Here is a 19,581-nt window from a genome sequence, read left to right as displayed (position 1 = left end):
GGCTTATTGTCCCAGTTTGAATGAGCTTGTGAAGTGGGGGCGATTAAGTGGCAGGTAATGTATTATTCGGCCCGGATGGAGGAGGAGTGGTATTCGATTGGGGATGAAGGGTCACTCGTCAGGGCGATGAGTGCCTGAAGAATGTACGGGAAGCGTTAAAAGGTCACTTATCGGGGCAAAGAGTACCGGAACAATGATCTAAAAAGCACAAAAAGGTCACTCATCATAGGAAGAGCGCCCAATCAACCCCAACTCGCGTGAACCGGGCGGAAAGTCGCGCGAAAACCGAAAAACTCGCGCGAACCGGGCGGAAACTCGCGCGAAAACCGAAAAACTCGCGCGAGCCAGGCCGAAAGTCGCGCGAAAATCAAAAAGTCGCTCGAACCGGGCGGAAAGTCGCGCGAAAACCGAAAAACTCGCGCGAGCCCGGGCCAAACTCGCGCGATAACAGACAACCAGGACAAGGAACCCGTTCCCGCATCCCAGTTCTGAGGCTGGGACGTGGGACCGGGCCCCGAGTTTTTATACTAATTTTGTCGTATCCAGGTAGCCACTTCCTTGCACGTTGGGTGGTTGTCCTAAATCTTCACTTGCATTCTTTAGGCGTTCTTTCACTTGGTCGGGGGTGAGGCTTTGGTCATTTTGAAGCAGTTGTGCTGCTGCTCCGGCACATATTGGTGTGGCCATGGAGGTGCCGGATAATGAAAAGTAATTCTCACCGACGCGTGCCATTTTATTGGTACGGTCGATATAAGAACCTGGTGCGCGCAATGAAATGATATTGGTGCCGGGGGTCACTAAATCGGGTTTTGTTACGCCATCAATCGTTGGTCCGCGGCTGGAAAAATCGGCAATAGTATCGTCAGAGCGGTCAGTGGTATCTTGGTCGTCGGCAGCACCAACTGTTATGATTTTTGGACTAATACCAGGGCTTCCAATTGTTTGTTCCTCAGGCCCTGAATTACCAGCCGCCACGCAAACAACGAGACCATTGTCCCATGCGGCTTCCACAGCTTTAACCACCGGATCGTCCTCCGCTGATTCCGTCGCGTTTGTGCCAAGGGACAGGGAAAGAATGTTAATCGCATGTGCTGCTTTGTTTTGGATACACCATTCAACCCCTTCAATCACTGTCGACAGCGAACCGGCCCCCATTTTATTCAGTACTTTTACACCTACTACATTAGCATCGGGAGCTGGTGCTTTATATTTTCCATCAGATGATGCACCGTCACCAGCCGCATCACCAGCACAATGGGTACCATGTCCATTATCATCATAGGCGTCCTTTTTGTTGTTAACGAAATCTTTAAATCCAGTAATCCGTCCTTTTAAGTCGTCATGCGGGTGCACCCCGGTGTCAACGACTGCAATCGTTGCGTCTTTTCCAGTTAGTCCATTTTCGTGTAATTGATCAGCGTTTATTGATGGAGTGGCCGTATCAAGCAGGGCCGTAACTTTTCTGTCGTGGTAGATTTTGTTGATGTGGCTGCATTTGTCAGCTAACTTTTCCATATTTTTAACAGATAGTTTAGCCGAACAGGAGGATATGGAAGGAAACTCTCTCAGTCCGCGGCATTTGGCTTTCTTTACATCGTTTAAACCAAAGTCATAGGAATCATTGTGGAAATTGATGATAACGGGCAGCTTCTTTCTTCTTTTTCTAATGCTTTCCAGTGGACGATGCAAAAAACAGGGAACAAAGCGAAATGGCCGATAAAAATGTACCATCTGGCGCTTCAGTTCCTTGTCAAACTTTCGTCCCTTACGACGAATCAGCTCAATCATGGATAAATTTAACATACTCTATTCTCCTTTCTGTAATCTACGTTAAAATACGTAAATCATCAGAAAAGAGAATGAGCGAATGATGCAGAAGAAACGAAAAAAGGCAAATGCTGGACATGGATGTGTCCGGACATGGGGACAGGTTCACTGTCCCGGTGCCAAAGCTGGACGGTATAGCTGACGGCCGGCCCTGACGCACAGCAGGATAGGATAAGGAACCTACCTATGGGAAGGGGGTTGTACCGGCGGGCTCAAAAACTGGGGCGAGGAACCCATTCCTGGTGGCCTTATGAGCCGGGACAAGGAGCCTGTCCCCGCATCCTGTCAGGCCCTGGGAGAGGAAACTCGCTCGCGCGTTCCGGTAATTGTTATTAGGCTTAGTTGACTTTGATTGAGGAAGCGGATGGGAAGTCTGGTTGTGCCGAGGCCGCTATCGATATAAAGGTACAGGCCGGCGCCGAGCTGATACGTGCCTTTGTCCAGTTTCGGGAATAATCCCCGGTCCGGTGATACGAGGGCACCGATCAGCGGGAAGCGCACCTGGCCTCCGTGTGTATGCCCGCTCAGGATCAAATCGGCCGGTATCTGTTCATATATTTCGGTGATGCTCGGCGTGTGTGACAGAAGAACTGTATAGTGGTCGGTGTTCATCTGGCGGAATGCCTCATCGAGATTCTCGAATTCGGCGGACGCGTCGGCAACACCGACCAGGTTTACGCTGATGCCATTTTTTGTGAATTGGACGTTCCGGTTGTCCATGATAGTTACATTCCGCTCGCGCAGGCCGTGCAAAAAGATGCTGGTGGCGGGATTGCCCCATTCGTGATTACCAGTGACAAAATAAACATGCGGATGAATGGCCGTCAGTTGTTCGACAAGGGAAAAGACATGCTCAAAAGATTTCGTTTTCCGGTCAATAAGGTCACCTGTCAGCACGATGATATCGGCATTCGCAGCTGTCACCATGCGAACCAGACGGCTGTTGTCGGAACCAAACACGCGATTATGCAGGTCACTGATCTGCATAATGGTAAAAGTAGCGTTTTTTGGCAATTTGCCGCTATGAAATGCCACTTTCTCTTGTTTGAATATATATGTGTCACGATACACTTTGCCTAATACACCAATAATGACTGTGATTAAGGCGGCGATACCAACCCATAATTTTTTCATGTACACACCATCCCATCAGGGGCGAAAGTAATAGGAGCTTAAGTGTAGCACGTTTGCATGACCGTGTTCAATGATGGCGAAGGAGGTTTGATGTTCGGGCTGCTCAGCCTGCCGGTTTCGCATCTGACCGGGACAAGGAGCCTGTCCCCGCGTCCCGCTCCCTTCAATTATGTTATATTGAATAGTGTAAGCAGGCATACATCGGAAAAAGGGGAGAAACAATGCTATGGCAAAACGAACAGTTCTATACGCTAACCTGCAGCGAAATAAATTACCTAGAGATTGGAGATTCATATGACACTGGAAGTGATTGTTCAAAATGGCGAAGAAGCAAAACAGGCAGAGAAATTAGGCGCGGATCGGGTGGAACTTGTATCCGCAATTGCGGAAGGGGGATTGACCCCCAGTTACGGTACCATCCAACAAGTTCTAGAGCATGTAACTATTCCGGTTCAGGTCATGATACGTCCGCACAGTTTTCATTTTTGCTATTCCAAGGGTGATTTGGATATTATTTGGAAAGATATCGAGGCGTTAATCGACATGGGCGGGGAACGGATTGTCTTTGGCGCGTTAAATCGTGATAGTACCATTAATGAAACCGCTCTGGAAGCTATTATTACTAGGTTTCCGCAGCTGGATATCACGTTTCATAAGGCTTTTGACGAGGTTCCATCGCTAAAAGATGCTTACCAGACTTTGGCAAAATATAAAAAGAACATTAAGCGGATCCTCACATCCGGCGGAAAAAAAGATTGTATGGCTGGTATGAAACATCTTCAAATGCTGGCGGAAATGGAGAAGGATATCGGTGGGCCGCGCATCATGCCGGGAGGAGGACTTGATGCCGCGACAATTGCAGATATTCATCACAAGCTGGCTGCTGAACAATATCATTTTGGAAAAGCTGTTCGGGTAAATGAAAGTTTCTCTAACAATTTTGACAGTGAAACGATGCTGCATATAAAGAACGTCATTCGAAATTGAGGGCGGGGATTGAATCACTTTTATCGCGTGTAAAAATTTCCATTAGAGGATAGGGGTATGCCTTTGCACCTCTTCCTGTCTAGCTTACAATGAATGCGGAGGTGAAACAAATGGGAGTTGTAACGGTTGATTTTGATGGTACCCTTTATCAGGGAAATTCGTTTAAGTTGATGTTTCAGACGGCGAACAAGGAGTTTGGTCTGAAGCAGTGGGCAGTGGTTGCCACTGGCATCGTAAAGGCAGCGGCCATAGGCATGTTGAAAGGGAAGAATGCGTTTCGGCTGGAATTTTTCAAAGCGTTCGCCAAGTCATTTAAAGGGAAAACTAGCAGCGAGTTAGATGATTTTTTCCAGAAGTTGGTGGCGTTGGGCAAGCAGGATGCCCATCATGACTTGATACATAAAATCCGCGAACATGAACGCCAAGGAAATAAAATTATTGTTTTGTCCGGTGCACTGCACCCATTTTTAAAAGCTTTTACAAAAGAATTGGCGCTAGATGTGCATGTGATCAGTACGGAATTGCAGTTCAACCAAAAAGGCAAGTGCACAGGAAAAGTTGGTCCGATTATTAACGGGAATGAAAAGGTGAAAAAAGTGCAGGAATGGATGAAATATGAGAAGCAGACCGGGAAACTGACGGACGAAGAGGCGACTGAAGTCTGGGCTTATGCCGATAGTGAAAGCGATATCCCGCTGTTTCAGTTTGTAACATATCCTATTGTTGTTAATCCGGATCAGGGGATGAAAGAGATTGCGGAAAAGTATAATTGGCCTTTGTTTGTTTAATGGGCTGTAATACATCCGCTTCTAAACTTGGACAAGCCATACGTGAAGGTGGGGGATAAACAGCCCGGCCGATAATAACGCGACGTCCTCGAAAAAGGAAAGCATTTTTTCTCACGAAGATGCTTTGCTGTCGCAGCTTTCCTTGTTCTGTCGCAACGCCTGCACTAGTACGTCCCGGGCGTCGTAAATTCCCGATTCGTCAACTAATACTCAGTGGGGGAGGGAACCCCCACTGAATGAAGTCTCACTTTACGGGCCAGAGGACTGAAACAAGGCGCCTGTCCCCGCGTCACATACCTTAACAGATATACACTACGAAACTATAGTTTATAACCTGTCCTGCTTTTGAAGCGTTTTAGGATAACACTGCTCTCTACTCTTGTAATCCCCTTTACTGAATATAATTCACCATTAATAAAGTCTTCCAACATTAAGAAGTTGTCGACCAATACGTGCATATGTAAGGTGCTTGGTCCAGTCATCTGATAGATACTGGCGACATTTGGATGATCGGCCAGGTTTTGTGCAATCTCTTGAAAATGATATGGCTCAACATCCACCTCAAAAAATGCAGACACGGTTTTTCCTGCCTTTTCTGAGTTAATAATTACTGTAAACTTTTCAATGACTCCCTTCTCTTTCAGATTTTTTATCCTTTCCTTTACAGCAACACGTGAAATGTCTACCTTTTTGGACAGTTCAACGTACGATAACCTGCCATCCTCGACTAGCTCTTCTAACAATTTTTTATCTATTTCATCAATATCCATATTATTCCTCCACAATTAGGTTACTTAATATTTAAAATATTATATCATACTTTTTACTTGTGAAACTAATTTTACCAAAAACCTTTATATGTGTAAGCGAATTCAGAAATATTTTTTACAATTGTTTAAATTTATATTGACATTGCCACAATTCACAAGTAAAATCATCTTTAAATTATAATGAATTATATGAAAATTTTCCATACGGAGGTGAGAAAATGATTAGTTTAATAATCCGGCGTTTCTTCCAATTACTTTTGCTTTTGCTCGGTATCTCGTTTTTGGTATTTATGAGCATGCATTTTGCTCCAGGGGATCCGGCTACTATAATCGGCGGGCCAAATGCTACATCCTCCGATTTAGAGGCTATCCGGGAAGAATTAGGGCTTGACCGTCCGGTATTAGTGCAATATTTCGATTATCTTGGTGGCATTTTGCAAGGTGATTTCGGTTACTCTTATCAAACTGGACAAGCAGTGACAGAGGCAATTCTTACTAGATTCCCGACTACAGTGAAGTTAGCCGCATCCAGTACACTGGTTGCGATAATCATTGGCGTTATTGCAGGAATCATTTCCGCAAGAAAACAAAATTCCTGGATTGATGTGACAAGCACAACGTTTGCATTAGCTGGTGTCTCAATCCCTAACTTCTGGCTGGGAGCTATGCTGATTCTGGTTTTTGCAGTAAATCTGCAACTATTGCCTGTAGGAGGGCTGAATGCTCCTTTTTATACGTTAGAGGGATTAAAGGAATTAATTTTGCCGTCCATTACACTGGGTACAGCTTCAGCGGCTTTAATTGCCAGAATGACAAGATCGTCCATGCTTGAAGTTGTTCGATCAGATTATATTCGTACTGCTAAGGCAAAAGGCGTCAGGAAAAGACCTCTTATCTGGATTCATGCACTGAAAAATGCCATGATTCCGGTTGTGACCGTCATTGGGATTAACTTTGGAACGCTGCTTGGAGGCACAATCATAACGGAGCAGGTGTTTGCGATAAATGGTGTTGGCCGATTAATGATTGATGCGATTGCAGCACGTGATTTTCCGATTGTACAAGGAACAGTCTTGTTGGTGGCGGCGGTGTTTGTCGTTGTTAACTTGATTGTGGATATTATTTACGCGCTAATTGATCCACGGATTGGTTATTAAGTGAAAAAGGGGGGGATTACATGTCTGCAACAGTTGCGGATGATAAACAAAAGGCTAGAAAGAAGTCCAGTGAGAACCGATTTATTAAAACGGTTAAAAGTGTCATCAAAAATAAACTGGCAGCGGTGGGTTTGGTTATTATTTTTTTAATTGTAATTGCGGCAATATTTGCACCAGTCCTTTCCAGCTACGGGCCTAATGAGCAACATTTGCAAAGCACGAAGTTAGGAGTAGGTTCGGAAGGTCACTTTCTGGGCACGGATAATTACGGCCGTGATATGTGGTCAAGGATCGTGAATGGTGCAAGTATATCGTTGCTGGTTGGCATATGTTCAGTAGGAATTGGTTTAATTGGTGGTATTATACTTGGTCTATTAGCCGGATATTATCGGCAACTCGACGGAATTATTATGCGAATTGTGGACTTACTGTTTGCTTTTCCTGGCATTTTATTAGCTATGCTGATTATTGCCATGCTTGGGACAAGTCTTATAAATGTCGTTATCGCGATTAGTATCTGGTCTATTCCGGGCTGTGCAAGAATTGTTCGAGGAAGTGTTTTATCCATTAAAAAGCAAGAATATATACTCGCTATGAAATCTGTAGGGGCGAGTGATTGGAGGATCCTATTTAAACATATACTCCCGAACTGTACTGCTCCTCTAATCGTATATGGGACCATGCGGATGGCGACTGCAATTTTGTCCACTTCTGCTTTAAGTTATCTTGGTTTGGGAGCACAGCCGCCAACACCAGAGTGGGGTGCCATGATAGCGGCGGGACAGGATTTCATGTGGGAAGCACCACATCTAGCAATCATTCCCGGAGTAGCGATTATGCTGACCGTTTTTGCTTTTAATGTAGTCGGTGATGGGTTAAGGGATGCCTTGGATCCTAATATGGATTTAAATACGTAATATGGAGAGGGGAATATGAAATGAAGAGAATAAAATTTGTCGGACTGGTATTACTTTTCATTACAGGAATACTTGTGATGGCCGGCTGCAACAGTGAGGGAAGCAGTGGTAAGAGTGACGGGGGAAGTGATGCACCGTCCGAGATAACGTACGCCACTACGTCGGATGCGGCGGGTCTGTCGCCAATTGATACGAATGATTCCGTATCGTCCAATGTTACCTATCAGGTTTATGAAACATTGTTTACTCAAAACCCGGAAACACTTGAGCCTGAACCATTGCTGGCCGAATCATACGAGACACCTGATGAAAATACATGGGTCATTAAATTGAAAGAAGGTATTACATTCCATGACGGGACACCATTTAATGCAGAAGCAGTAAAATATACATTTGACCAGATGAAAGATCCGGATAGAGCTGCTCCACGTGCATCATTGCTTGACCCGGTTGAATCTATTGAAGTTAAAGATGAATATACAGTTGTACTGAAAACAAAAGAACCTTATGGGCCTATGTTAGCAGCACTTAGTCATACCAATGCGGCGATTGTAAGCCCGACAGCGGATAAGGAAGGGGATATAAACAAAGAACCGGTTGGAACTGGTCCATTCGTTTTTGAAGAATGGGTGGAAGGCGATCATATTACCTTGACGAAAAATGAAGATTATTGGAGAGAGCCTGCTGAGATTGAAACCGTTACTTATAAAGTAGTGCCGGAAGTGTCTACAGCTATTTCTATGCTCGAAACAGGTGAGGTTCAATTCATTGACGCGATACCATCCGATCATTTAGGCCGTGTCGAGTCAATTGGTAATGTGGAGGTCCAAAAATCAGAAGGTACAAGGGTTTCTTATTTAGGGTTCAATATGGAGAAGGAACCTTTCAATGAACTGGAGTTTAGAAAGGCTGTCGCTTACGGGATAAATCAGGAAGCATATGTGTCCCAGCTTAACGGCATTGGCGTCCACAACGAAAGTATCATCGGCCCGAAAGTATTTGGATACAATGAAGAAGCAACATCTTCAGCTTATGAATACGATCCGGAAAAAGCAAAACAGATCATTCAGGAAAATGGGTACGATGGTCAGGAAATAACGCTTTTTTCAGCCAATCGGGACAATTATATGAAAATGGCTGAAATTGTTGAATCGCAATTAACGGAGATAGGGTTAAATGTATCGATAGAAACGATGGAATGGGCGAGCTTTTTGGACACTGCCAGACAGGGAGATTACGAGATGACTTTCCTTGGCTGGGCCAATAGTACTGCTGATGGAAGTGAGTTGCTCTATCCAAATCTTCATTCTGATAATATCGGGGCATCTAACTATTCCCGTTACAGCAATAGTGAATTTGATAAGCTGGTAGAGGAATCCCGAACTTCTGTGGATCAGGAAGCAAGAAAAGAGAAGCTGCATGAAGCAAATGTACTCGCTATGAAGGATGCACCATGGGTCGTAATGCAGCATGGCATGGTGACGTTAGCTTATGATAAATCGGTTGAAGGGCTCGTTGTTGATCCAACCGGTATGTGGTCTCTATATCCGGTAACAAGGGAGTAGGTGTTGATATGTCGCAATTATTGCAAGTAGAGAACTTGGAAACCAAATTTCGAACAGCCGACGGCAAACTGCCGGCTGTTCGAAATATATCATTTTCCGTGGATAAAGAGGAAACGTTATGTATTGTTGGAGAATCTGGAAGTGGAAAAAGTATTACATCGTTATCTATTATGGGGCTTCTTCCGCCAAACGGTGAAATTTCCAGTGGTTCTATTCTTTTGGACGGTGACAATCTTACTGAAAAAACGGAAGAGGAAATGGAGAAATTAAGAGGCAACACGCTTTCGATGATTTTTCAGGAGCCAATGACTGCATTGAATCCTGTGCTGACAATTGGTTATCAGTTACGGGAACCATTAATCATTCATAAAAAAATGTCTAAAAAAGAAGCCAATAAAAAAAGTATCGAACTATTGGATAAGGTCGGCATTCCGAATCCTAAGGAAAAGATGGCCCAATACCCGCATGAACTGAGCGGGGGAATGAGACAGCGGGTGATGATATCCATTGCATTGGCGTGTGAACCGTCATTATTGGTTGCAGATGAACCGACCACAGCCTTGGATGTCACGATACAGGCCCAGATATTGGATTTAATGAATGAACTTAAAGAAGAAATCGGTATGGGTGTGGTTTTTGTTACGCATGATATGGGCGTTGTTGCGGAAATAGCTGACCGGGTTATGGTTATGTATGCCGGTGAGGTCGTGGAAATTGCGGATGTTGAAAGCATATTTGAAAATCCGCAGCACCCATATACGAAGGGTCTGCTTAATTCTGTTCCGGACGTAGATGATGAAACACAGGAACTGGAAGTCATTCAAGGTTCCATGCCAGGGCTTGATGAAGAAATCACTGGGTGCAGGTTTCACCCTCGCTGTCCGTTCGCAATGGAGACATGCAAGCAAAAAGAACCGCCTTTATTCGAAGTTACATCTGATCATTCCAGTAAATGCTGGCTCCAGGAGGTGAAACAGGATGGAAACTCAGGCGCAATTACTCGAAGTTAAAAATATAAAAAAGCACTTTCCTATTAAAGGTGGTATTTTGCAGAGACCACAGTCGTTTGTGAAGGCTGTAAATGGTGTTGATTTGACCGTTTCTGAGGGAGAAACGCTAGGCATTGTTGGAGAATCCGGGTGCGGAAAGTCCACACTGGGAAGACTTGTCATAGGTTTGGAAAAATTAACAGAAGGTACGATTTTCTTTAATGGAGAGTCTATCGGTGATTTGCCGGATCGGAAACTAAAAAAATACAAAAGAAACTTGCAGATGATATTCCAGGATCCGTATGCATCCCTAAACCCGCGGCAAAAAATAGGTGATGCGCTGGAAGAGGTTTTTATTATTCATTCCGAAATGGATAAAACGGAACGACAATCGAAAGTAAAAGAACTCTTAAAGGAAGTCGGGTTGAAAGAGGAACATTATGACAGGTTTCCTCATGAATTCAGTGGTGGACAAAGACAGCGGGTGGGCATAGCACGTGCACTGGCACTTAACCCTTCCCTGATTGTTTGCGATGAAGCGGTGTCCGCCCTTGATGTGTCAGTTCAGGCACAAATTATGAAACTTCTAAAAAAACTGCAGGAAAAATACAATTTAACGTATCTATTTATCTCTCATGACTTGGGTGTGGTCAGGCATATGAGTGACAGGGTTCTTGTGATGTATCTCGGGGCACAGGTAGAAATGGGGGACTCACAGCAAATTTACAACAATCCGCTGCACCCTTATACAAAGGCTTTGTTGTCTGCTATCCCTCGGACCAACCCAAAACATAAGTCAGAGCGGATTAAATTACAAGGGGATTTGCCCAGTGCGTCTGACTATCCAAAAGGGTGTCCATTTCATACCCGCTGCCCGATAGCCCAAGCACACTGTGCAGAGGTTATACCGGAATGGAGAGAGGTCGAGGAAAATCATTTTGTGGCATGTCACGAAGTTCAACAGAAAGGAAGATTGGAATGAAAAATCTCAATCATTTTAACTATCCGTATTCTTCCACGAAGAACTCAGCTTTTGCGAAGAATGGGATGGTCGCTACTTCCCAGCCACTCGCCTCCCAGGCTGGGCTTGATATTCTAAAAAAAGGTGGCAATGCGATTGACGCTGCCATTGCAACAGCTGCCTGCCTGACTGTAGTGGAGCCAACTTCGAACGGGATTGGAGGAGATGCTTTTGCGCTGGTTTGGACGAAGGGGAAGTTGCATGGACTGAATGGCAGCGGACGTTCTCCGGAAACGATTTCGATCAATGGTGTAAAAGAATCAGGACATCAGGAAATACCCAAATATGGCTGGATTCCTGTAACCGTTCCGGGCGTTCCGGATGCTTGGGCTGAACTGTCGGAGAAGTTTGGCAGGCTTCCGTTTCGTTCTATTTTGCAGCCGGCGATTGATTATGCCAGGGAAGGGTTTCCAGTTTCCCCGACATTAAGTAAGTTTTGGAAGAGGGCTTACAATGTTTTTCGGGAAAACTTGACCGATGAAATGTTTTCAGAATGGTTTAAGACATTTGCTCCCGAGGGCAGGGCACCGGAGCCTGGCGAGATTTGGTCATCTGAAAATCATGCCAGGACATTAGAAAAGATTGCCGAGTCCAATGCGGAATCGTTTTATCGCGGCGAACTGGCAGAGGAAATTCGTTCGTTTTCCGAGCAAAATGGGGGATACTTATCTCTTGATGACTTAGCGTCCCACCGGTCTGAATGGGTGGAGCCGATATCTGTGAACTACAGGGGATATGATGTTTGGGAAATCCCTCCAAATGGTCAGGGGCTTGTGGCATTGCAGGCACTTAATATTTTGAAAGGATTTACATTCAACGAAAAAGAATCGGTGGATACCTACCATAAGCAAATTGAAGCTATGAAGCTAGCATTTGCCGACGGTCAGGCTCATATTACAGATGAAAAGCACATGCGGTTTTCTACGGAGTTTTTGCTAAGTGAAGAATATGCTCAGTATCGAAGACAGCTAATCGAAGAGACCGCCCAAATACCGGATGCTGGAGAGCCTGCCTTGAGTGGAACGGTTTACCTTGCTACAGCAGATAATGAAGGGAATATGGTGTCGTTCATTCAGAGTAATTATATGGGATTTGGCTCGGGGCTGGTTGTTCCGGGAACGGGCATTGCGCTGCAGAACCGTGGTCATAATTTCTCCATGGATCCTGATCATGTCAATGCACTAGCAGGTGGCAAAAGAAGCTACCACACGATTATTCCGGGTTTCATGAGTCAGGGAGGGCAGCCTGTTGGACCGTTTGGGGTTATGGGAGGTTTCATGCAGCCACAGGGTCATGTTCAGGTTGTGATGAATACGGTTGATTTTGATCTGACCCCACAGGCAGCGTTGGATGCACCAAGATGGCAATGGCATAAGGACAGAAAAGTCGAAGTGGAAAATCGCTTCCCACATCACATAGCTCAAAGACTGGCGGAAAAAATGCATGACGTGACGATTCAGCTGGAGCCGAACAGTTTCGGAAGGGGCCAGATCATTTGGCGGGATACGGAAACTGGTGTGCTTATCGGTGGTACGGAGTCACGGACGGATGGAGCGGTTTCGTGTTGGTAAAAGATAAAGACTCGCTCGAAGAAAATCAGAATAACAAGCGGCATCAATTCCATCTTTTTCTGGCTTTTTTTCGAGTGGGAATTCTGGGATATGGGGGAGGACCCGGTTCCATTCCACTTATTCATAAAGAAGTGGTAGATAAATATAAATGGGTTAGTGATGAGGAGTTTGGCGATATACTGGCATTGGGCAATACACTCCCTGGGCCTATTGCGACAAAATTGGCAGGTTATATTGGTCACCGTGTATCCGGGTTATTGGGCATGTTTAACGCTATATTTGCTACGATCTTACCGACCATTATTTTAATGATTGTCCTGCTGATGTCGCTGTCTTCCATTAGAGATTTTGATTGGGTGCAGGGAATGACAGCCGCTGTTATCCCGGTCGTCGGTGTGATGCTGGCCGTATTGACATGGCAGTTTTTTGAAAAAGCAGGTAAGGGTATGGGATGGAAACAAACGATTATAATGAGTGCAGTTGTTTTGATTCTATTACAGTTTGCGGGCATCCATCCAGGAATTGTCATAGCCGCGTTGATAGTCATGGCATTATTCAAAAGGGATCCTGGCCGTTCAAGGGAAGGTGAGCAAGCATGATGCTGTACTGGAACATATTTCTTGCCTTTTTAATCCCCGGAATCCTAGGTTACGGGGGAGGTCCTGCCTCCATTCCCCTGATTGAAAATGAAGTTGTCCAGCGTTATGAATGGATGACGGTACAGGAGTTCAGTGAGGTACTGGCTCTTGGAAATTCGCTGCCCGGACCGATCGCCACAAAAATGTCGGGGTATATTGGTTATGAGGTAGGCGGTATTCCGGGTGCGATCGTAGGTGTGTTTGCAACCGTAGCCCCTTCCCTGATACTAATGATTTTCCTGTTAGGTATTTTATATAAATATAAGGACTCCCCGAAAGTGAAAAGATTGACCTTATATGTACGGCCTGTCATCGCCATTTTGCTCGGTTTAATGGCATGGCGGTTCTTTGCGGAATCATATGAAGGAATCGGGATATGGCAATCAGCGTTTCTTATAGTTGCCAGTTATTTATTAATGGAACGTTTCAAAGTCCATCCAGCTTTTGTGATATTAGGTACTCTAGTGTATGGTGGATTTGTTTTGTAAGCTATTTAATGGCCATCACTTTTATGTGGTGGCCATAGTTGTTTGGGACGTGGGGACAGGTTCAGTTTTTCCGCTGCCGGGATGCGGGAACAAGTTGCCTGTCCCAGCGTTCCGGGAAATGTGATAGAATGGTAGGAAAATAGTAGTTTTAAAAGCGAGGTTGCATATGACACAAAAGTTAATCTTCTTTGATATTGACGGAACGCTTCTTGATGATGAAAAAAAGCTACCGGTATCCACGAAACAGGCGATTGCGGATTTGCAGCTGGCAGGGCATATGGTGACGTTTGCGACAGGGCGGGCACCGTTTACGTTTGGGCCGCTGCTGGACGAGCTGAATGTGGACACGTATGTGAGTATTAATGGCCAGTATGTGGTGCATGATAACCGGGTTATTTACAAAAATCCGCTGTATGCAACTGATCTGGGTGAACTGGAAAGCCATGCTGCGGCTGGGGCTCATCCGTTGATTTATCTGAGCCATGATAATTGGTATTCGAATACAGAGCATCACCCATATATTCAGACGGCGATTGATTCGCTGAAGATTGAGCAGGAAGTGATATATGACCCGGCGTTTTACAAGACGGGCGATGTATATCAGGCGCTATTGTTTTGTGAGGATGGAAGTGAAGCGGAGTACGTGCGCCGATTCGAGCAGCTGGAGTTTATCCGCTGGCACGATTACTCTGTTGATGTCATTCCCGCCGGCGGCTCCAAAGCAGCGGGCATCGATCGTTTGCTTGAGCATCTGCAGATTTCTCCCGAGGCTGTCTATGCATTTGGCGATGGGCTGAACGATATCGAAATGCTTCAGTCGATTGAAAACAGCGTCGCCATGGGCAATGCTCCCGATGTTGTGAAGGATTCAGCCAGTGCAGTTACAAGAGACGTGAATGATGATGGAATTTGGCATGGATTAAAGAAAATTGGGTTGTTGAGATGAGGGGGGGAGTGGCTTTAATTTGTGAGAGCGCAGTCGCTGAACCTGTGCGGCGCGCGACCCAAATCGATCGAGCAGACTTTACTTGAACTCATTCCATTCAATACCACTCAATAAATTCGACAAAATTCGGGCGGTGACAGGCACTTTCTCAATTCATTTCCGTTTAGAATCTACCTCTAAAAGGGAATTCGTGGCGTGGCAGCGTAATTTTTACTATGCTAAGATAGTATACTATTCGTAACGAACTTATGACTGGGACAAGGAGCCTGTCCCCACGTCCCCGCACGTGTGGGGGCTAAGACAGTGAGCCTGTCCCCGTGTCCCGGAGGAGCTGATTTGGGTGTTTGAGCGGAGGTTGAGGCATACGCGGCGGTATCAGGAGATTGTGAATGCGTTTATTCGGTATGGGTTTGGTTACTTTTTGTTTCGCGTTGGGATTACGGACCGGGATTTGTCGAGGGGGAAGGTCCCTAGCGATGCTGATGTCAATCTGCAGAGCATTGGAAGGCGGCTGCGCTTGACGCTGCAGGAGCTTGGGCCGTCGTTCATTAAGCTTGGCCAGATTGCCAGTACACGGCATGATGTGCTTCCGCGGGAGATTATTACGGAATTGGAGCAGCTGCAGGATCATGTGTCAGTATTTTCGTTCGATCATGTTCAAAACACGATTGAGTCAGAGCTTGAGGATTCGCTTGACAATGTGTTTGACCATGTCGATCCGGAACCGATTGCCACGGCGTCGATTGGGCAGGTACATACGGCCAGGCTTTTTACCGGGGAGGAAGTGGTGGTCAAGGTGCAGCGCCCCGGCTTAAAGCCTGTGATGGAAACGGATCTTGAGATACTTGAAAAAATCGGGCAAATGCTGGAGGAACGCACGGTCTGGGCGAAACGCTACCGGGTGCAAGACATCATTCATGAGTTGTCCATTTCATTAAGGAATGAGCTTGATTACTTGATGGAAGGGCGCAGCGGCGAGCGGATCGCCAAGCAATTTCAGCAGCAGATGTTCGTACGTGTGCCGACGATCTATTGGGATTATACGACCAAAAAAGTGCTGACGATGGAAAAAGTGAACGGGATTAAAGTTTCCGATGTTGACACGCTTGATGCGGAAGGCTATGACCGGCACCTGATTGCTAAGCGGCTGGCCGATGCGATGTTCGCGCAGATTCTTGATAAAGGTTTTTTTCATGCGGATCCGCACGCTGGCAATGTGTATATTTTGCCTAAAAACACGATTACGTTTCTCGATTTTGGCGAAGTTGGACGGATCAGTGATGAGATGACGTACCATTTTGCCTCCATTATCGTCCATCTGCATAACGGCAATGCGGAGGCCCTGATCAAGATTTTTTCTAAAATGGATCTGATTGGCGAAAAAACCGATATCAATGCGTTCCAGCGCGATTTGGAGGCGCTGCATGACAGTTATGCGAACGTTATGCTGAAGGATATGAGTCTTGGAAAAATTATTATCGAAATTTTTCAGGTTGCATACTACCATTATATTGATATTCCGTCTGAAATGGCGATTCTCAGCAAAACAATTCTGACGCTGGAAGGGGTTATTAGCCGAATGGACCCGGACTTCAGCATTATGCGAGCGGCCGAGCCCTATGCGCGCAAGGTGCTGAAGCGACGGTACAGCCCACGGCGGATACTGCGCAATTCCATGAGTGAAATTGCAGAAAATCTCGAAATTATTACTGGCCTGCCGCGTGATGTGAAGGAGGTCATGTCGACCTTGCAGCGGGGCCGTGTTGGGCTTGATATCAATGTGAAGCAGGCAGAGCGATTTCTTCACCGTTTTGATAAAATCAGCAACCGGCTGTCGTTCAGCATTATTATGCTCGCATTCAGCATCCTGATGGCCGGTTTAATTATCGGATCGGCCATCACCGACCAGAGCACCGTCATCTGGGAGCTGCCCATCATTGAAATCGGAGCCGTCATCGCAACACTCATGTTCATCCTCATGGTCATTACCATCATCCGCTCCGGCCGCATGTAACAGGTAGCTGACAGCGCACCGGGACGCGGGGACGGGCTCAGTGACGGGCTCCTTGTCCCGGCTTGATCGAGGCGTCTGGGACCCGGCCAATCCGGCATCTGTCCCAACCTGCCAGTCCTGACTGTGATGGCGCCGCTGGGAAAATGACCCCGCCCCTATGTTTCGATTCCAAAATTTGGTGGAACCGTAAGCCTGTCCCCATGTCCCAGAAATCTAGTGAAACGATTTCATATCTGGTAGAAACGTGGTATAATATAAAATTGTGATTAGTTTTCCTATCCCTCTGTAACACGATAACACCATGAGCAATCATAAAGGGGTTTTTATTTTGTCAGCAGAACAGATTGGCTTTACATTGCTTTATCTCGGTTTGTTTTTACTGCTTGGTAAATGGATTCGCGTCAGGGTGAAGTGGACGCAGAATCTATTTTTGCCTTCTTCTATTATTGGAGGTTTTTTGGCGTTATTGGTCGGTCCTCAAGTGTTGGGGAAGATTTTAGGAATGTTTGCCGGTAGTGACTCATTGTTAAATAATGGGCTCATCCCTCCGCAAGTGACAGAAGTTTGGGGAACGCTGCCCGGACTGATGATTAATGTTGTGTTTGCATCCTTATTCCTCGGTACGACCATCCCCGGCATCAAAAAGATTTGGCGCTTAGCCGGTGCACAGCTTTCATTTGGCTGGACGATGGGCTGGGGCCAATATGTGTTAGGGATATTGCTGGCTGTTCTTGTTTTATCGCCGCTTTTCGGACTGCCGCCGATGACCGGAGCCTTAATTGAAATTGCCTTCGAAGGTGGTCACGGAACAGCGGCAGGCATGGGCGAGACGTTCAAGGATCTTGGCTTTGAGGAAGCATATGATCTGTCCATTGGCTTGGCGACAGTCGGTTTAATATCCGGTGTCGTTGCCGGCATTATTTTGATCAATTGGGGTGTCAGAAGAAATAAGACACAAGTAATCAAAAACGTCGAAGGTTTCTCTGATCTGCGAAAACGAGGGATTATGGAATTTCAGAACAGGGAACCTGCCGCTAATATGACGGTCAGGACAGAATCGATTGAACCGCTGTCACTGCATTTTGCGCTTGTTGGACTTGCTGTGTTAGTCGGCTATCTCATACTGCAATTTTTGATTTGGCTGGAAAGCGTCACTTGGGGCGCTATGACAGGCTCGGAATTTATGACGTATATTCCATTGTTTCCTTTGGCCATGATAGGCGGTATTATTGTGCAGCTGATTTTCAGCAAACTAGACCAGAACCATATATTGGACCGGCCGATGATCAGCCGTATCCAGGGATTTGCGCTGGATATATTAGTCGTGACGGCAATTGGTACGATTTCGCTTGATGTCATCGGTAACCACATTATTCCATTCCTGTTGCTAGCTGCATTGGGAATTACCTGGAATATATTCGGTGTGCTTGTGTTAGCACCGCGTATTATTCCGACCTATTGGTTCGAACGTGCCATGGGGGACTTCGGGCAATCAATGGGTGTAACAGCAACAGGACTATTGCTTATGCGTGTGGTTGATCCGAAAAATGATTCGCCCGCGTTTGAAAGCTTTGGCTATAAACAATTAGTCTTTGAGCCACTGCTTGGCGGCGGACTTGTAACATCGCTGTCCGTACCGCTCATCTTTGAATTCGGCCCGATTCCATTTCTCATTATTTCAGCCGTCATGTGCCTCTTAGGCCTGCTGATGGGGCTCTTGTACTTCGGTAAGAAGAAAAGTTAAGGGATGCGGGGCCCCTCCACGTCCCGTTGACAGTTTTGAATTTTCGTGCTATGTTGTTTTTACAAAATTTTATAACCTTAGATTCCACTAGGGGTGCCTTTTAAAAAGGCTGAGATCGAAGTGATGGACTTTGAGACCCTTTGAACTTGAGACGGTTAAGGCCGGCGTAGGGAAGTGGCAAGTAGTTGAGCAGCGTTTCATTCATGGTTGAATAAGCGTGAAAACCACTTTCCGACGTCTATGGAAAGTGGTTTTTTGTATTGTCAGAAAACTATTAGCCGGGCCAGATCCAAACCCAATCCAAAGCCAAAAGGGGGGATGCGCGATTCGGGAATTCCATATTATTTCGACTGGGCAGCAGTCCGCTGGTGAGTTGGTCTCTATTCTTAAACAGATACATCCGTATATTGATTTTGTCCATCTTCGTGAAAAAACGTGGACGGATAAAGAAATGGTGGAAGCCATCGATAGACTTTTGTCCCAAGGCGTACCGAGCGAGAAGATTATTGTGAACAATCGGATTGCGGTGGCACATGTCACAGGAGTACGGGGCGTTCAGCTGACCCATCAAAGCATTGGCCTGCCGAAAGTCAAAAACTATTATGATCACTTGCGGATAGGCTGTTCGGTTCATTCTACAGATGAAGCGATAAACGCCGCGGATCATGGGGCGGATTATCTGGTGTATGGACACATCTTTGAAAGCGGTTCAAAGCCAGGGTTGGCACCTCGAGGACTGAAAAATCTGCAGGACGTCGCCGAGAGTACAACGGTTCCGGTTATTGCAATTGGTGGTATAACGCCTGAAAACACACGGGATGTCCTGGCAGCCGGCGCCAGTGGTATTGCGGTTCTATCTGGGGTGCTTTTGGCGAGGAACCCATTGGAAGCTGTCAGGAGCTACCGGCGTCAATTAGCAGCTGTAGGGGACGAAAAAGCGGTGTGGTGATGGGCTTGCATCTGGCGGGCGAGGGTGTTTTGACTTGGATGTACAATCCACTTGTGTGCCAGCTCGGGGAGCATGT

17 protein-coding genes and 1 riboswitch are annotated in these 19,581 nt (G+C 46.0%); of the genes, 14 read left to right on the top strand and 3 right to left on the bottom strand.

Translation table 11 applies throughout. From position 1 onward, the window contains the following. Nucleotides 1-522: 522 nt before the first annotated feature. On the bottom strand, nt 523-1,803 hold the full coding sequence (locus tag ACFSUO_RS14755; protein WP_382395435.1) for a S8 family peptidase: 1,281 nt from the start codon (nt 1,801-1,803) through the stop codon (nt 523-525). Between the two features lie 309 nt (nt 1,804-2,112). Then, nucleotides 2,113-2,961 (bottom strand): metallophosphoesterase, encoded by an 849-nt coding sequence (locus ACFSUO_RS14750; protein WP_382395433.1) that lies wholly within the window; start codon nt 2,959-2,961, stop codon nt 2,113-2,115. Nucleotides 2,962-3,255: 294 nt separating this feature from the next. Between ACFSUO_RS14750 and ACFSUO_RS14745 the strand changes: the two genes are divergently transcribed. Beyond that, complete coding sequence (locus ACFSUO_RS14745; RefSeq protein WP_382395431.1) at nt 3,256-3,948, top strand: copper homeostasis protein CutC; 693 nt, start codon at nt 3,256-3,258, stop codon at nt 3,946-3,948. A 110-nt stretch (nt 3,949-4,058) separates the two neighbouring features. Then, nucleotides 4,059-4,736, top strand: coding sequence for an HAD family hydrolase (locus ACFSUO_RS14740; RefSeq protein WP_382395429.1), 678 nt, complete (start codon nt 4,059-4,061; stop codon nt 4,734-4,736). A gap of 320 nt (nt 4,737-5,056) precedes the next feature. Here ACFSUO_RS14740 and ACFSUO_RS14735 read toward each other — a convergent pair whose 3' ends face one another. Beyond that, the gene (locus ACFSUO_RS14735) at nt 5,057-5,506 is read right to left on the bottom strand and encodes an Lrp/AsnC family transcriptional regulator (RefSeq protein WP_382395427.1); all 450 of its coding nucleotides are present in this window, start codon (nt 5,504-5,506) and stop codon (nt 5,057-5,059) included. A 218-nt stretch (nt 5,507-5,724) separates the two neighbouring features. Between ACFSUO_RS14735 and nikB the strand changes: the two genes are divergently transcribed. From nikB to tenI, 12 genes are all read left to right on the top strand, one after another. After that, nucleotides 5,725-6,663 carry a nickel ABC transporter permease gene (gene nikB, locus ACFSUO_RS14730; RefSeq protein WP_382395425.1) on the top strand — a complete coding sequence of 313 codons (939 nt, stop codon included), beginning with the start codon at nt 5,725-5,727 and terminating at the stop codon, nt 6,661-6,663. Between the two features lie 20 nt (nt 6,664-6,683). Beyond that, complete coding sequence (locus tag ACFSUO_RS14725) at nt 6,684-7,580, top strand: ABC transporter permease (RefSeq protein ID WP_382395423.1); 897 nt, start codon at nt 6,684-6,686, stop codon at nt 7,578-7,580. Nucleotides 7,581-7,600: 20 nt separating this feature from the next. Further along, nucleotides 7,601-9,145 carry a glutathione ABC transporter substrate-binding protein gene (locus ACFSUO_RS14720; RefSeq protein WP_382395421.1) on the top strand — a complete coding sequence of 515 codons (1,545 nt, stop codon included), beginning with the start codon at nt 7,601-7,603 and terminating at the stop codon, nt 9,143-9,145. An 8-nt stretch (nt 9,146-9,153) separates the two neighbouring features. Beyond that, on the top strand, nt 9,154-10,155 hold the full coding sequence (locus ACFSUO_RS14715; protein ID WP_382395419.1) for an ABC transporter ATP-binding protein: 1,002 nt from the start codon (nt 9,154-9,156) through the stop codon (nt 10,153-10,155). Beyond that, on the top strand, nt 10,124-11,116 hold the full coding sequence (locus ACFSUO_RS14710) for an ABC transporter ATP-binding protein (RefSeq protein ID WP_382395418.1): 993 nt from the start codon (nt 10,124-10,126) through the stop codon (nt 11,114-11,116). Before ACFSUO_RS14715 ends, ACFSUO_RS14710 begins: the two co-directional genes overlap by 32 nt. Beyond that, complete coding sequence (locus ACFSUO_RS14705; protein WP_382395417.1) at nt 11,113-12,726, top strand: gamma-glutamyltransferase family protein; 1,614 nt, start codon at nt 11,113-11,115, stop codon at nt 12,724-12,726. The genes ACFSUO_RS14710 and ACFSUO_RS14705 overlap by 4 nt, the downstream gene beginning before the upstream one ends. Continuing rightward, complete coding sequence (locus ACFSUO_RS14700; RefSeq protein ID WP_382395469.1) at nt 12,720-13,325, top strand: chromate transporter; 606 nt, start codon at nt 12,720-12,722, stop codon at nt 13,323-13,325. The genes ACFSUO_RS14705 and ACFSUO_RS14700 overlap by 7 nt, the downstream gene beginning before the upstream one ends. Next, the gene (locus tag ACFSUO_RS14695; RefSeq protein ID WP_382395467.1) at nt 13,325-13,852 is read left to right on the top strand and encodes a chromate transporter; all 528 of its coding nucleotides are present in this window, start codon (nt 13,325-13,327) and stop codon (nt 13,850-13,852) included. The genes ACFSUO_RS14700 and ACFSUO_RS14695 overlap by 1 nt, the downstream gene beginning before the upstream one ends. A gap of 166 nt (nt 13,853-14,018) precedes the next feature. After that, the gene (locus ACFSUO_RS14690; RefSeq protein WP_382395416.1) at nt 14,019-14,798 is read left to right on the top strand and encodes a Cof-type HAD-IIB family hydrolase; all 780 of its coding nucleotides are present in this window, start codon (nt 14,019-14,021) and stop codon (nt 14,796-14,798) included. Nucleotides 14,799-15,138: 340 nt separating this feature from the next. Further along, nucleotides 15,139-16,812: an ABC1 kinase family protein gene (locus tag ACFSUO_RS14685; protein ID WP_382395415.1), complete on the top strand. Its 1,674-nt coding sequence runs from the start codon at nt 15,139-15,141 to the stop codon at nt 16,810-16,812. A 328-nt stretch (nt 16,813-17,140) separates the two neighbouring features. Further along, complete coding sequence (locus ACFSUO_RS14680; protein WP_382395413.1) at nt 17,141-18,556, top strand: sodium/glutamate symporter; 1,416 nt, start codon at nt 17,141-17,143, stop codon at nt 18,554-18,556. A gap of 79 nt (nt 18,557-18,635) precedes the next feature. After that, a riboswitch (TPP riboswitch) is annotated at nt 18,636-18,746 on the top strand. Between the two features lie 57 nt (nt 18,747-18,803). Further along, a complete protein-coding gene (tenI, locus tag ACFSUO_RS14675; protein ID WP_382395465.1) occupies nt 18,804-19,505 on the top strand; it encodes a thiazole tautomerase TenI in 702 nt (233 codons plus the stop codon). The last annotated feature ends 76 nt before the right edge of the window (nt 19,506-19,581 follow it).

It is taken from the genome of Lentibacillus juripiscarius (assembly GCF_042685205.1).
GTDB lineage: Bacteria > Bacillota > Bacilli > Bacillales > Amphibacillaceae > Lentibacillus > Lentibacillus juripiscarius.
Note: the sequence above shows the minus strand (reverse complement) of the source record. Positions and strands in the feature narration are given on the sequence as shown.

Coding starts and splice junctions, on each gene's coding strand:
- ACFSUO_RS14695 (WP_382395467.1), top strand. CDS start 13,325: ATGCTGTACTGGAACATATTTCTTGCCTTTTTAATCCCCGGAATCCTA.
- ACFSUO_RS14735 (WP_382395427.1), bottom strand. CDS start 5,506: ATGGATATTGATGAAATAGATAAAAAATTGTTAGAAGAGCTAGTCGAG.
- ACFSUO_RS14710 (WP_382395418.1), top strand. CDS start 10,124: ATGGAAACTCAGGCGCAATTACTCGAAGTTAAAAATATAAAAAAGCAC.
- ACFSUO_RS14740 (WP_382395429.1), top strand. CDS start 4,059: ATGGGAGTTGTAACGGTTGATTTTGATGGTACCCTTTATCAGGGAAAT.
- ACFSUO_RS14715 (WP_382395419.1), top strand. CDS start 9,154: ATGTCGCAATTATTGCAAGTAGAGAACTTGGAAACCAAATTTCGAACA.
- ACFSUO_RS14720 (WP_382395421.1), top strand. CDS start 7,601: ATGAAGAGAATAAAATTTGTCGGACTGGTATTACTTTTCATTACAGGA.
- ACFSUO_RS14750 (WP_382395433.1), bottom strand. CDS start 2,961: ATGAAAAAATTATGGGTTGGTATCGCCGCCTTAATCACAGTCATTATT.
- nikB (WP_382395425.1), top strand. CDS start 5,725: ATGATTAGTTTAATAATCCGGCGTTTCTTCCAATTACTTTTGCTTTTG.
- ACFSUO_RS14690 (WP_382395416.1), top strand. CDS start 14,019: ATGACACAAAAGTTAATCTTCTTTGATATTGACGGAACGCTTCTTGAT.
- ACFSUO_RS14745 (WP_382395431.1), top strand. CDS start 3,256: ATGACACTGGAAGTGATTGTTCAAAATGGCGAAGAAGCAAAACAGGCA.
- ACFSUO_RS14705 (WP_382395417.1), top strand. CDS start 11,113: ATGAAAAATCTCAATCATTTTAACTATCCGTATTCTTCCACGAAGAAC.
- ACFSUO_RS14755 (WP_382395435.1), bottom strand. CDS start 1,803: ATGTTAAATTTATCCATGATTGAGCTGATTCGTCGTAAGGGACGAAAG.
- ACFSUO_RS14725 (WP_382395423.1), top strand. CDS start 6,684: ATGTCTGCAACAGTTGCGGATGATAAACAAAAGGCTAGAAAGAAGTCC.